At 48.8% G+C, this 13,908-nt stretch carries 7 protein-coding genes and 1 pseudogene; 3 read left to right on the top strand and 5 right to left on the bottom strand.

Going from position 1 to position 13,908, the window contains the following annotated elements:
- Positions 1 to 3: 3 nt before the first annotated feature.
- The gene (gene fghA, locus ACJJI7_RS03420; protein WP_020414546.1) at positions 4 to 867 is read left to right on the top strand and encodes an S-formylglutathione hydrolase; all 864 of its coding nucleotides are present in this window, start codon (positions 4 to 6) and stop codon (positions 865 to 867) included.
- A gap of 103 nt (positions 868 to 970) precedes the next feature.
- On the opposite strand, the gene ACJJI7_RS03415 is transcribed toward fghA, so the two are convergent.
- The 3 genes from ACJJI7_RS03415 to ACJJI7_RS03405 form a co-directional block, all read right to left on the bottom strand.
- On the bottom strand, positions 971 to 1,384 hold the full coding sequence (locus ACJJI7_RS03415) for a hypothetical protein (RefSeq protein ID WP_020414547.1): 414 nt from the start codon (positions 1,382 to 1,384) through the stop codon (positions 971 to 973).
- 576 nt (positions 1,385 to 1,960) lie between these two features.
- Positions 1,961 to 3,223, bottom strand: coding sequence for an NADH:flavin oxidoreductase/NADH oxidase family protein (locus tag ACJJI7_RS03410; protein WP_282952437.1), 1,263 nt, complete (start codon positions 3,221 to 3,223; stop codon positions 1,961 to 1,963).
- On the bottom strand, positions 3,213 to 3,872 hold the full coding sequence (locus ACJJI7_RS03405; protein ID WP_444900963.1) for a TetR/AcrR family transcriptional regulator: 660 nt from the start codon (positions 3,870 to 3,872) through the stop codon (positions 3,213 to 3,215). The genes ACJJI7_RS03410 and ACJJI7_RS03405 overlap by 11 nt, the downstream gene beginning before the upstream one ends.
- 812 nt (positions 3,873 to 4,684) lie before the next feature.
- Between ACJJI7_RS03405 and ACJJI7_RS03400 the strand changes: the two genes are divergently transcribed.
- On the top strand, positions 4,685 to 6,895 hold the full coding sequence (locus tag ACJJI7_RS03400; RefSeq protein ID WP_282952439.1) for a S9 family peptidase: 2,211 nt from the start codon (positions 4,685 to 4,687) through the stop codon (positions 6,893 to 6,895).
- A 243-nt stretch (positions 6,896 to 7,138) separates the two neighbouring features.
- Here the strand turns inward: ACJJI7_RS03400 and katG are convergent, their stop codons facing one another.
- The gene (katG, locus tag ACJJI7_RS03395) at positions 7,139 to 9,412 is read right to left on the bottom strand and encodes a catalase/peroxidase HPI (protein ID WP_020414551.1); all 2,274 of its coding nucleotides are present in this window, start codon (positions 9,410 to 9,412) and stop codon (positions 7,139 to 7,141) included.
- A gap of 548 nt (positions 9,413 to 9,960) precedes the next feature.
- Between katG and ACJJI7_RS03390 the strand changes: the two genes are divergently transcribed.
- Positions 9,961 to 11,961, top strand: a complete 2,001-nt coding sequence (locus tag ACJJI7_RS03390) for an alkyl/aryl-sulfatase (RefSeq protein ID WP_475717107.1) — start codon at positions 9,961 to 9,963, stop codon at positions 11,959 to 11,961.
- Positions 11,962 to 12,087: 126 nt separating this feature from the next.
- On the opposite strand, the pseudogene ACJJI7_RS03385 reads toward ACJJI7_RS03390, so the two are convergent.
- Positions 12,088 to 13,797, bottom strand: a pseudogene (locus ACJJI7_RS03385) (DNRLRE domain-containing protein); the annotation flags it as partial.
- Positions 13,798 to 13,908 lie beyond the last annotated feature (111 nt).

Genomic DNA, 13,908 nt, shown 5'->3' with positions numbered 1-13,908 from the left:
ACCATGACTATTGAACTTGTCAGCAGCACCAGGTCTTTCGATGGCTCACAACGGCAATATAAGCATGATTCCGATGTTTTAAATTGCCCAATGCACTTTTCTATTTTTTTGCCACAGGAAGCGGAAATTGACCCTGAATATCGCTATCCGGTGCTCTATTGGCTATCTGGACTCACTTGTACCGATACAAACTTCAGCCAGAAAGCGGGGGCCCAGCGCCTGGCCGCAGAGCTGGGTATCGTACTGGTTATTCCTGATACGAGCCCTCGCGGCAAGGATGTGGCCGATGATCCGTCCTATGATCTGGGGCAGGGGGCTGGCTTCTATGTCAATGCCACTCAACAACCCTGGAAGCTGCACTACCGAATGTACGATTATATTGTGGATGAGCTTCCTGCACTTATTGAAGCTCACTTCCCGGTGAGTCAGCGTCGTGCAATCAGTGGTCATTCTATGGGTGGGCACGGAGCCTTGGTAATAGGCTTGCGCAACCCTGAGCGTTATACCTCAATTTCGGCTTTTAGTCCTATTTGTAATCCTATTGCCTGTCCCTGGGGTGAGAAGGCATTGGGAGCTTATTTGGGGGCAGATACCACTAGTTGGGAGGAGTACGACGCGAGTGTACTGCTGGGGCGAGCTACAACTCATGTGCCGATACTTGTATCCCAGGGCGATGATGATGAGTTCCTTGAGCAGCAGCTGCGGCCTGAGGCTTTACAAATGGCTGCAGGAGCTTGTAATTACCCGCTTCGGCTAGAGCATCATGCAGGGTACGACCACAGCTATTACTTTATTGCCTCATTTATTGAAGAGCATCTGCGTTTCCACGCGGATTACTTATTGAAGCGGCATAAAACTGCAATTTAAATCGGCAGTTAATACACGCAGGGCAATGCTGCAACCGAGCATAGGAGAATGGCCCGGTTGCAGTGTTACTGGCTATTGATTGAATTTACCTGGGTATTTTCCTTTATTGAGGTGCAGCTGCACGACATTCACCGAGGACTTCTGCCTGGTTTTGGTGGAATGTCTGCTCAATCAGGAACCAGCCGTTAGGGCAGAAGCCGCTTTCGATTAGCAGAAGCTCCATCCGCTCCATAGCCATTTTCCTAATATCGCCTGAGGTTGACTTATTGCGTCCAGATTTACCTGAGCTGTGTTTGCCTCCCGGCGGCTTGGCTCCACTTCCTATACCTGTGCCACCAGAGTTCTGGCCTCCACGGCCATGTGGCCTGGTCCCCAGGCTCGCCTTATATACAAAGCGCTTGTGGCCTACTTCAGTAATATTAGTAACAAAAGATTCTGTGGTGGGAGCCTCTGGGGTGGAGTTACAACCGCTGATGAGCAGGGTCGTCGCCATAAAGGCAATTAGTTGAACCTTCATTGTTGTTATCCTGTGAGTAATTCGGTTCAAGTATGACCGTCGCCCCGAACAAATGTCGGTTAAGCAGAGTAAACAATTGTTAAGGCCAATTACTTCAATAAGGTGTTTCTTTTCTTAAGGGCCTTTACAGGTTATTTTCTTGTTACCTGAATAAGTTACTCTTGAAACCTGTATTTTTAAATGTGCGTAGAGGCCTGCCCAGATTATTTTTACTGTGATCTATGGCTTGAAAATGGGATAAGAGCGTCAAAAATAAAGCGGCTTTGTAGTTCTATGGCAATTTATAGAGGAGAGATAGTGAGTAAATTTTCGGGTTTGATTTTAGGGTGCACAGTGTCTCTTCGGCAGCTGGAGAGGCTGATTTTTCTGAAGCGCTAGGAAGGTGTCCTCAGTTACAAAGACCTGTAGAAGAGCCATAATCTGACAACAAAATGTTGTTACAGGCATTTAAAACTACTTGTTTTTCACGAACTCACCCTGGTTTTGGCCGGCGGGGGTACGTCCTTGTATTGTCTCAGTTATCTGCTGTGATTTACGGTGAGGAACTATAGTACTCCCAGGCGCAATAAAGTTTTATCAGGCTCGTCGCCTCTGAAAAGAAAGTAATCCGACAGCAGTCAGCGTTTTTAATACTGAGGTCCAAGCACTCATATTTGGTTTCGTTGGCTTTCCCTTGCCAATAAGGGCCAGCTGTTGTTCGTACCAAGTGACATCCAGCATAGCCATAAAATCCAGGTTGGGAATACCTGTGGTGAGCTTTTTCAATGTTATCTTATGGTTGCCATCCGATAAAAGTTTGTGCGATAGCCGTGGGTCAACCGCTAATGGGCGGGCAAGGCCAATCATATCCACGGCATTTGATACAAGGGCGGCCTCCATGGCAGCTGCGGAACGGAAGCCACCGGTGACTACGACGGGAATTTGCAGCTGTGCTCGTGCCTTTTCTGCATAATCGATAAAATAGGCCTCTCGCTTGATAGTACTTTCCTTCACATTGGCACCAACCATACTTGGGTTTTCATAGTTGCCACCGGAGATTTCAATTAAGTTAATACCTTCATCCTGCAGGGCTTTTAGAACCTGCATGGATTCCTCTTCACTGAATCCACCCTTTTGAAAATCTGCTGAATTGAGTTTTACGCCTACCGGAAAATCTTCACCAACCGCTTCGCGAATAGCGCTATATACCTCGCGTAAAAACCGTATGCGATTTTCTAAGGTACCTCCCCACTGATCATTTCGCCGATTGTGGTGAGGGGATAGAAACTGATTGATCAGATAACCATGAGCAGCATGTATCTGAACTCCGGTAAATCCAAATTCTTTTGCCTGTGCGGCGGCCCAGGCGAATTTTTTAATGATAATAACTATTTCATTTTCGGTGAGTTCTCTAGGGCAGTTGAAGGTCTTCTCTAAGCCGTTAGCCAGTGGAATTGCAGAGGGTGCGACGGGTTCAGTGCTTAAAAAGTTGGGTGTTTGCTTGCCTGGATGATTTAATTGCATCCAGATTTGCGTACCGTTTTGGCGCCCGGCTTCGGCCCATTTCCGGAACAGAGAAAGGTCTGACTCCTCGTCTAATACCACATTCCGCGGTTCACCCAGAGCGGTACGATCAACCATGACGTTACCGGTGACCAGTAAACCTGTGCCCCCTTCTGACCATGTGCGATATAAGTGAATCAGCTCCTTGGTGGGGGCATGATTGGGATCCGCTAATTGCTCACTCATAGCAGATTTAAACAAGCGGTTTTTCACACTGGTTCCCGGCAGAATACTCAGTGGGCGAGCGAGAGGTGTAGCTCGATCGGTGTTTTTTAAGGCGCTAGTGCTATTTTTCAAAATGAATGTCCTGCCTGTAAGTTTTAATGCTGGCCAGTGTTTGTGCTCCTTGTTGCGTCACCAAGGTGCTAAAAAAAGTCCGTAGTTGTCTGAGTAAATCATTGGGATCACCGGATACCTGGTATTGCAGAATACTGCCCTGCCAAACGCTATAACACAGTGTCGCAAGGTTATCGGCGGGGACGTCACTGCGTAGATCTCCTTGATCTTGGGCCAAATGTAATATCGATTGAAGATTTGCCAGCCACCTGTGCTCTACAGACTCAATGGCTTCACGGCAAAGAGGGCTGGCCTGGGCTACCTCGGCCGACATCGCTCCGAGCAGACAGGCACAAGACTGGCCAACTTTTACTTTGTTCTGAACACGGTTTTGAAAGCAGCACCAAAGCTGGATCAAGCCGGGTGCCTGATCCATGTTTAATTTCGTCTGCGCTAGTTCCGCATCAATCTGTTGGCCGTAGCGGTGAATAATGCTGGCTACGAAGGCCTCTTTACTGGGGAAATAGTTGTAGAACGAACCTTTGGGTACGCCTACTGTATCCAGCACCTGCTTGATACCAGTGCCGTGATATCCCTGGCTGGTCAGCATTGCGGTGCCTGTTTCTAACAATGCTTCTTTGGTGTTTCCGCTTTTACGTGGTCGAGCCATTAAAATTAGACCGGTCGTCTATTAACTAATGTTCAATATATGACCGATCGTCTTGGAATGCAAGGGAGAGTGTTTTGTTTTGGTAGTGTCAAGCTGGGGATCAGGGAAAGGTTACTTAGACGGGGAGATCGGCACCGACAACCTATGATACTGGGCGTATGGTCGATTTTAGATCTCGATAGAAGCTTCCAGTAATATTCGGCCACACACAATGGTTCACTGAAATCCAAAATACTCTTTCAAAATAAAATTTATTCAGGGGTTTGAGTTCAATATACGGCTTATTGTGCTATTTGATTGCTTATTTTGGGGTTTAAATTGCCCATTTTGGCAGGGTCCTACGCTTTTCACCGTCGCACACTTAGATGGTCCCTCTATCATCTTGCCTGCCCCGACTACAGGGTCTGCCTCAAAGTTAGATAAGAAAGTGAATCGATTGTGATTGGGTTCGCGGTGGTCATTGGGAAGAGTCTCGCTTTGGGATCGAGTTGTTATGGAAGGAGGTGAGAATTGTTTTAATGGAAGAAACAAGGTACATCTCTCACTGTTTTTGTTTCGCAAAAGCCAGCTCCAAGACTGTCTTCAGGCACTGTAAACATACTTGGTGCAGAGTAAATGACGGTAAAGGAAGGCAATTACAGAAGGTTTGATTGTCACTCTGTTAAATTCAGAAGGAGAGCTCGATCCCCTCCGTTATCTGGAGATTACATTGTAGAATTCAAGGACTTTGTTGCTTGCAGAGAAAGCGGTCTTACGCCCTTCTCACCGCAGATTTGCGCCTAGCATAAAACACTAAAACAAAGAGCCCTTCTATGAAAAGAAAACTGCTTGCCCTGCTTAGCTGCACAACCTTTGCGGGACTCTGTTCCGCGGATACGTTGACTATTGAACGAATATTCTCCGATCCGGCCCTTGGGGGCACAGCGCCCCGTGCCCTTGAGTACTCTCCCGATGGTAGTCGGGTAACTTTTCTGAAGGGACGGGATGAAGATTACAACCGCTACGATTTATGGGAGTACAACATTGCCGATAGGCAGTCCCGTATCCTGGTGAAATCTGACAGCCTGCACAGCGGCGATGAAGTGTTATCCGATGAGGAAAAAGCCCGACGTGAGCGTCAAAGAATCTATGGCAGCGGTATTATGGAATACAGCTGGTCTGAGGATGGGAAATCCTTGTTATTTCCGCTGGCAGGAGATGTTTATTATTACAATTTGGATAAGAAATCCGCGCGGCGCTTGACTGAAACCGAAGCTTTTGAGACCGATGTTCGTGTTTCCCCGAAAGGGCGATATGTCTCTTTTATTCGTGATCAGGATATTTTTGTCGTCAACCTGAAAAGTGGTAAAGAGCGTGCGCTAACCAGCGATGGAAATGGGCCTATCAAAAATGGCATGGCCGAGTTTGTTGCCCAGGAAGAAATGGATCGTATGACAGGTTATTGGTGGTCTCCAGACGACCGCCATATTGCTTTCCTACAGGTTGATGAGTCCCCTGTAGATGAAGTGATCCGCAGCGAGATATATGCAGATCGCATCGATATGATAAGCCAGCGTTATCCCGCAGCAGGGCGAGCTAATGTTAAGGTTCGCCTGGGTGTGATGGAGGTGGCGTCTGGAAAAACCCGTTGGGTAAACCTGGGGGAAGAGCAGGATATTTATATTCCCCGAGTAGATTGGGCTCGCGATAATTTACTGACTTTTCAATGGCAGTCTCGGGATCAGCAGAAACTTGAGCTTCGTGTTTTTGATCTCAATAACGGCAAGACCCGCAATCTGTTAAAAGAATCCAGTGACACCTGGGTAAACCTCAGCGATGATTTATTTTTCCTGGAAAACAGTGACCAATTTATCTGGTCATCTGAGCGAGATGGTTTCAAGCACCTCTATTTGTACAGTTTAAATGGAAAACTACAGAAGCAATTAACTGTTGGTGATTGGATAGTTGATGAGCTGGAAGCTGTGGATGAAAAGAAAGATGTTGTGTATTTCAGTGGCCGTAAGGATTCTGACATAGAAAGGCACCTTTATAGTGTACCAATAAAAGGTGATGGGGGTATTCAGAGAATATCCACACGCAGTGGTATGCACGGTATTGAGTTTGCTGAGGATGGTTCAGGTTACATCGATAAATTCACCAGCATAACTACTCCTCCACAGGTAAGTTTACACCGCTCAAGTGGCGAGCTGATAACCTGGCTGGAGGAGAACGCTGTTGTTGAAGGGCATCCCTTATTTCCTTATATGGAGCAGTGGATTACTCCGGAGTTTGGCACTATCAAAGCTCCACAGGGACATAAGCTTAATTACCGCCTATATAAGCCGGCCAATTTTGATGAGAGTAAACGTTACCCGGTCATGGTATTTGTTTATGGTGGTCCCCACGCTCAGGTAGTAACCAATAGTTGGGACAAGCACATCAACCAATTTATGGCTCAACAGGGTTACATCGTTTTCTCTCTGGATAACCGTGGTTCTGCAAACCGGGGTACAGCGTTTGAAAATCCCATTTTCAAAAATATGGGAGGCCCGGAGGTAGAGGACCAGGTAACAGGTGTTAAATTCCTGCGCACACTACCTTTTGTTGATAGCAATAATATTGGTATCTATGGCCACAGTTACGGTGGCTACATGGCACTAATGAGTATGTTTAAGGCCGGAGATTATTTTAAAGCTGGCGTTTCTGGTGCTCCTGTGACCGATTGGATGCTTTATGATACTCACTATACCGAGCGCTACATGGGTAATCCCAATACAGATGCTGAGGCCTACCAGGCTTCCTCTGTATTTCCCTATTCGAATGGACTGAAAGGTCCTCTGCTGATTTATCACGGGATGGCAGATGACAATGTTTTGTTTACCAACACTACACGTCTGATTAAACAGTTGCAGGATAATGGCCAACAGTTTGAACTTATGACCTATCCAGGTAAGAAGCATAGTTTACGTGGCAAGCAAACTCGTATTCATCAGTACACTATGATTAAGGAATTCTTTGATCAACACCTTCGCGATGATAGTTAAGGCAGACTAAAGAAGCTAAATTTCTATAATTGATTTGTAAATCAGTAAAAAAGCCAGGGCTAGCCCTGGCTTTTTTACTGATTAATTTTTTCTTTGAAGTTGTTTTTAGGGGCCAACTTACAGAGGAGCAAAATTTCCGATCACTCAGGATGTATAGAAATACTCTATGGCTTAATTCAAAATCCATACCGGGCATACCTGCCCGGTATGGATAATAGGGACTAATTAAAAAATAGATTTTAGCTATCGATTAACTTCATCAAATCTGTCCAGATTCATCACCTTCGTCCAGGCTTTGACGAAATCCTGGGTAAATTTTTCCTGGGAGTCATTGGAACCATAGACTTCAGCCACTGCTCGTAGCTCTGAGTTGGAACCGAATATCAGATCCACTGAGGTGGCAGTCCACTTATCTTTGCCAGTTTTACGATCCTTGCCTTCATAAAGCCCTTCTGACTTTTCAGACTTCTTCCACTCGGTGGACATGTCCAGTAAGTTAACAAAGAAATCATTAGTGAGTACACCGGGGCGATCGGTGAAAACCCCGTTGGGAGATCCGCTGGTATTGGCATTGAGCGCACGCATTCCTCCTACCAGGACTGTCATCTCGGGCACGCTTAAGGTGAGTAGGCTAGCGCGATCCACCAGCATTTCCGTGGGCGTTCTGCTGTTATCTTTAGCGAAATAGTTGCGGAATCCATCGGCGGTGGGCTCTAGTACCGCAACAGATTTCACATCGGTTTGCTCTTGGCTTGCATCAGCCCTGCCAGGCCTGAAGGGTACTTTGATATTGTTTCCACCCTCGGCAGCGGCTTTCTCAATGGCAGCGGAGCCGCCGAGCACGATCAGGTCGGCAAGCGAGACTTTCTTGCCGCCGGATTGATTGCTATTAAAGTCCTGTTGAATTTTTTCCAACTGCGTCAGCACCTTTGCCAATTCGGCGGGATCATTTACCGGCCACTGCTTTTGTGGCTCCAGGCGAATGCGCGCTCCATTCGCTCCGCCACGCATATCGGAGCCGCGGAAGGTGGAAGCTGATCCCCATGCAGTTCTCACCAGTTCAGGAATCGTTAAGCCAGAGTTGAGGATTGCCGACTTAAGGTTATCAATATCGCTGTCATTGACCAGGGGATAATCCACTTTGGGAATGGGGTCCTGCCAGATTAGGGCCTCCTCGGGTACTTCAATACCCAGGTAGCGTGCTTTGGGTCCCATATCCCGGTGGGTCAGTTTGAACCAGGCTTTAGCAAAGGCGCGTTTAAAGTCCTCAGGGTTTTTCTGGAAGCGTTGGGCAATTTCCTTGTAACTTGGATCAAACTTCAGTGCCAGATCAGTAGTAAACATGATTGGCGCATGACGTTTGTTTTTATCGAAGGCGTCAGGCACAAGATTGGCGGCAGCGGAATCATCAGGTATCCACTGTACCGCGCCTGCAGGGCTCTTGGTTTTTACCCAGTTAAAGTTGAACAGGTTATTCAGGTATTGTTGGCTCCAGGTAATTGGTGCTGCAGACCAGGCACCTTCCAGGCCAGAAGTCATGGTGTCATCCGCATTGCCTTTACCACACTTGTTTTTCCAGCCGAGCCCCTGCTGTTCTGTGGGAGCTGCGGCAGGCTCTGGTCCCAGGCAGTCGGCCTTGACGGCTCCATGAGCTTTACCGAAGGTGTGACCGCCGGCAATTAGTGCCACTGTCTCTTCATCGTTCATGGCCATACGGCCAAAGGTTTCGCGAATGTCTACGGCGGCAGCTACCGGATCGGGTTTGCCATTCGGCCCCTCAGGGTTGACATAAATCAGCCCCATTTGTACCGCACCGAGCGGCTTTTCCAGCTGGCGGTTACCCGTATAGCGCTCGTCTGCGAGCCACTCGGTTTCCGGCCCCCAGTAAACCAGGTCAGGTTCCCAGTCATCGATACGTCCACCCGCAAAGCCGAAAGTTTCAAATCCCATGGATTCCAGTGAGACATTGCCTGTGAGAATCATCAGGTCTGCCCAGGACAGCTTGCGACCGTATTTTTGTTTGATGGGCCAGAGCAACCTGCGAGCTTTATCCAGATTGGCATTATCTGGCCAGCTGTTAAGGGGATCGAAACGCTGCTGTCCACCACCGGCACCACCCCGGCCATCGTCGATACGATAAGTGCCTGCACTATGCCAGGCCATGCGAATCATAAATGGGCCGTAGTGGCCAAAGTCTGCAGGCCACCAGTCCTGGGAGGTTTTGAGCAGGGCCTCGATATCATTTTTGACTGCTTTTAAATCCAGCGTTTTAAATTCTTCTGCGTAGTTAAAGTCATCCCCCATGGGGTTGGACCTGGGTGAGTGCTGGCGCAGGGGTCTAAGATCCAGCTGGTTGGGCCACCAGAACTGATTGGACTTTGGCTGACCCTCCACAGGGCCTTGGCGAATTACAGGATCAGTCACAACTTCCTCCTCATTGGCGGCAAAGGATTTTAGCGTCAGCAGTGACATGGCGATTATCAGTGCGCCACAGAGTGGGGGTCTTTTTATTAGCATTGAAATTATCTCCATACCATTTGAAATGCAGACCTCGGCTCTATACCGGGTGTGAGTCCTTCACTGCCGGAGTCAAAAGGGTTATATAGACTATATTGGCGACTTGGTTACCTTTATTCTGCTATCTCAAGTGCCAGCGCACAGTATATGCCTGTCTTTTCAACGTCTGGTTAAATCCTGTTTGTTAATCGTGAAGGGTTGCTCAAGAGCAGGGTTAAATTTCGCGTATTTCATTTTTAAGCTGATTTATAGGGGCGCTGGAAATTATTGTTTGTTGACTTGGTCGTAACGGTTTTTTCTGCCGCCTTGAAGAAATATAAATTACTACTTATTTCGTCGCTTGAATATCAAGGTTCTTACAGCGGATTTGGCTTAATTTGCGCCAACTAAATTTCGGCGGCAAAAACAACAAATAGCTTTCCTTTTGAATGGTGTGACTTTTTCTGTCTTTCGTTGGCAGAATTCCACCGAGGTTTCAGGGAATTAGAGTGGGGGACCATTTTGTATCTGGTTACCCTCTCCTGTCTTAAGTATGGAAATGGAGTGTCATGCGTAACCAGCCTGGGGGAGCCTCTATGCGTTCATTGATATTATTGTTATCACTTTTCCTCATTGCCTGTGGCAGTGAACCCGAAGCCGGTATTGATATCTTCAATGCTGAAATAAAGCCTGCCTCGAAGGCAACTATCGTCCACAACCAAACAGTTTCTGATCGCTTACCATTTACTGATAAGACAGATTTTGAACTGGCCAAACGAGGATTTATTGCCACTATTCCCGGCGCCCAGATTAAAAATACTGAGGGACGTGAGGTGTATGGTTTATCCCAGATGCAGTTCCTGCAAGGTAGTTCTGCTCATACGGTAAACCCCAGCTTATGGCGGCAGGCCCAGCTCAACGCGTTGAACAATGGGTTGTTTAAGGTGGTGGATGGTATCTACCAGGTGCGCTCCCTGGACCTGGCGAATATGACCCTGGTAAAGGGGGATAACGGCTGGATTGTTATCGATCCCCTGACATCTGCGGAAACTGCGTCTGCGGCGCTCGCCCTGGCCAATAAATCTCTGGGAGAGAGGCCGGTCAGCGCGGTGATTTTTACCCATAGCCACGCGGATCATTTTGCCGGGGTGACGGGGGTCCTGACGGCTGAGCAACTGCAGAGTGGTTCGATTGATATTATTGCTCCAGAGGGATTTGCAGAGGAAGCGATCAGCGAGAATGTGCGCTCTGGCAATGTGATGCAACGGCGCGCCTTATACCAGTTTGGTGACCTCTTGCCCTCAAGCCCTGATGGGTTTGTTTCTTCAGGGCTTGGCAACCGGGTATCCGATGGTGAGCATGGCATTGCCACACCAACGGTTGTAATCCCTGAAGCCGGTGCACAAATGAAAATTGACGGCGTGGAGATTGAGTTTATTAATACTCCGGGGGCGGAAGCGCCGACTGAAATGGTATTTTTCTTTCCCCAGTTTAAAGCGTTATGTATGAGTGAAATAGCCAACCATACACTGCACAATATCTATACCCTGCGTGGTGCCAAAACAAGAGACGCCCTGGCCTGGAGTCGTTACATTGAATTTGCGATGGAGAAGTTTGGTGGGGAGACAGAAGTAGTATTCAGTAGCCATCACTGGCCTACCTGGGGGAAAGGGGAGGCTATGGATTATCTCGCCAAGCAGCGGGACCTGTACAAATATATCCACGACCAAACGCTGCGCCTCGCCAATCACGGCTATGACATGATCGAAGTTGCTGAGAGGCTGGAATTGCCTGAAAGCCTTTCACAGGCCTGGGCTAACCGAGGGTATTACGGCACGGTTAATGTCGGTGCCAAGGCTGTATACAATCGCTATTTAGGTTATTTCGATGGCAATCCGGCTAACCTGCACCCGGTTCCCCAGGAAGAGGCGGCTCATCGCTATGTGGAATATATGGGGGGGGAGGAAAGCATTATGGCGCGGGCACGGCGGGACTTTGCTCGCGGTAACTACCGCTGGGTGGCCATGGTACTGAAGCATTTGGTTTTTGCCGAGCCGGATAACGACCAGGCCCGTTACCTGCTAGCCGACAGCCTGGAGCAGCTGGGTTACCAGGCAGAATCCGGTATTTGGCGCAATTTTTACCTCTCAGGTGCGAAAGAATTGCGTCATGGTGTTGAATTTCGAGAAGAGGTATTGCCGGCTGAAGAAATAGTCGCCAGGGTGCCCTTGCAGCTGTTATTCGATGCCATGGCCGTGCGACTAAACGGAGAGAAAGCGGCGGATGCGGAGATCCGCCTGAATATTGATATGACCGACACCAGCGAGAAATACCTGGTCGTGGTGCAGAACGGGGTGTTACATGGCTATCCCGGTCGGCACAGTGATGATCCCTCAGCCAGCCTCGCCTTGAGCAGTACCGATCTGCGTTTGATGTTTGGCGGCTTGGTAGGTGCGCCCACCATGATCAGGGAGGGCCGCTTGAAGGTGAGTGGCAATCCCCTGGCCCTGATTAAATTCGGCAGGCTCTTCGATAAGTTTGACCGGAACTTTAATCTCGTTACGCCATAGCAAAGTAAAATCATCGGTTTTTACAGCTTTGGGTAGAGGTCCGGCAATAGTGGTGCAGTCGGCCTCAACCGTTAACTTCGCCGAGGTACCGGTTTCCTTGGAGGTGAAGTCGACCCCGTTGCTGCCTGAGCGGGGAGCGATAACCAGGCCGGTATTGCCACTATTTATCCAGCTTTCTATAAGCCCTGAAGAAGTCAGGTCGATTCGCTCAACACCTGTGTAGAACGGGACAAAACTCTCTGCCAGGTCATCGCGCACCGAGGAACCGCCAACGGAGTTCCAGGTTACAGACTCCTCTTGCCAATCATTTGCGGCCAGGTAAACACCGTAGGTATTGCCGGACCTATTGGTGACATTCAGCTCCAATGTGGCGGTATTGATCGAGCTACAGGCGGTGAGGTCTGAGAGGTCGAACTTGATCAGCGAGTACAGGGTACCAAAAGTGGAGTCACTGCCATCGGCAAGCAGCCCATCGGAATCCCCATCAAAATTACTGGATGAGTAGCGTGAAGAAATAAACACATCGTCAGTCACTGGCAATATAAAGTTGTTGCTGCCGCTGCCATCTTCAGAAATAACGCTGCGGTCCGCGCTGTTGCGTATTAAAGTCATGGCCTCACCGATACGGTTGGCACTCCACCAATTCACGTTACTGGGTAATACCAGTGGATCTGCGGTGCGATCTTCTCGCGATAAGGTGCTGGCGGTATCGTTAAATTTGGCAGTACGCACCACCAGTTCCTCTGCACTCACCTGAATTACTTTGAATTGCTGGATACTGGCCATGTCGATAGTCCAGGACTTGGCATCGTTGGCAGACCGGGCCGGAGCCCCCCAGCTGCCCTCCCCGACATAGACAGTGCCGCCGGAAGTGGTTGTGGAGAAGTTACTACCACTTGGGATGACTGCCTCGGTAAGTTTGGTGAGGTGGGTATCGGACTCCACTACCAGGTTCATGGCGTAATCGTAGAAAGGCTGTGCCCACCAGCTGAACAGGGTGGGGTTGTCAGACTTGCCTGTGTAGTGGGGAAATAAAGGCTTATGGTATTGCGCAAAGCGCCAGCTGGCTGCACTGCCTGATGCTGATAAGTCACTTTCAAGCCAGTTATTCATGGCAGTTGCATAGGAGGACCAGCCACTGCTCTGGAACTGGCTGTTGAGGGTATATACACGCAATAGGGGAGAAACCTGCACAGCACCATAGGTGTCGCTGGGAGAGCAGTCACCGTCGCCATTAAAGTCCACTCCGAAGACCTGGCAGATGGTGGAATAATTATCGTCCTCATGATTGCCGTGTGTGGGAATTAACGGGTAGATGCGTTTGTAACTGTAACCATCGATATTATCGCTGGAATAAGTCAGCTCCCAGTCGTCCAGAAACTCACGCATTTCCGATGCACTATTCGCGTTGGTAAAGTCTCCACCGTGCATAACGGCGAGGGGGCGAATTTTTGCGAGCAGCTCATTCCCCTGCCGGCGGGTGGTATGGCCAGTTCGGGTATCACCGCCGGCAACCACTACAAATGGGGAATTGTGCGCAGGTGCAGTTCGGAACCAAAAACGATCCCCGCAGCCATCTTGATCACAGATACGAAAATATACGGGAGAGTCTGCATTTAAATCCTGTAAGCGCACGAAGTGACTGGTGATACCGCCATCGAAGCTTTCGCTGTTGCTGACATAGGCACTATTCCAGTTACTTTCGTCGGTGGAGTAGCCATAGTTTAGGTAGGGGTTATTGCTACTGCCGTCAGGTGAAAAGCCAATCACTGCGCTGCTGGAAGCATCACCATCCCAAGAGAGCCTGTAATGTTTAGTTGCGGCACTGGCACCCATTGTAAGTAATAACGCCGAGATTGTAAGAGCACTGCCAAAATATCGTCTCATTAGAGAAATCCTTTGGAAATTGGGACCATTTTTGTGAGAGCGTCGCGGCCTGGAGGGGGG

Source organism: Microbulbifer variabilis (assembly GCF_056232115.1).
Note: the sequence above shows the minus strand (reverse complement) of the source record. Positions and strands in the feature narration are given on the sequence as shown.

Bases quoted from the DNA above. Each gene is read 5' to 3' on its own strand.
- ACJJI7_RS03390 (WP_475717107.1), top strand. From the start codon at position 9,961: ATGCGTAACCAGCCTGGGGGAGCCTCTATGCGTTCATTGATATTATTG.
- ACJJI7_RS03400 (WP_282952439.1), top strand. From the start codon at position 4,685: ATGAAAAGAAAACTGCTTGCCCTGCTTAGCTGCACAACCTTTGCGGGA.
- ACJJI7_RS03405 (WP_444900963.1), bottom strand. From the start codon at position 3,872: ATGGCTCGACCACGTAAAAGCGGAAACACCAAAGAAGCATTGTTAGAA.
- ACJJI7_RS03415 (WP_020414547.1), bottom strand. From the start codon at position 1,384: ATGAAGGTTCAACTAATTGCCTTTATGGCGACGACCCTGCTCATCAGC.
- fghA (WP_020414546.1), top strand. From the start codon at position 4: ATGACTATTGAACTTGTCAGCAGCACCAGGTCTTTCGATGGCTCACAA.
- katG (WP_020414551.1), bottom strand. From the start codon at position 9,412: ATGCTAATAAAAAGACCCCCACTCTGTGGCGCACTGATAATCGCCATG.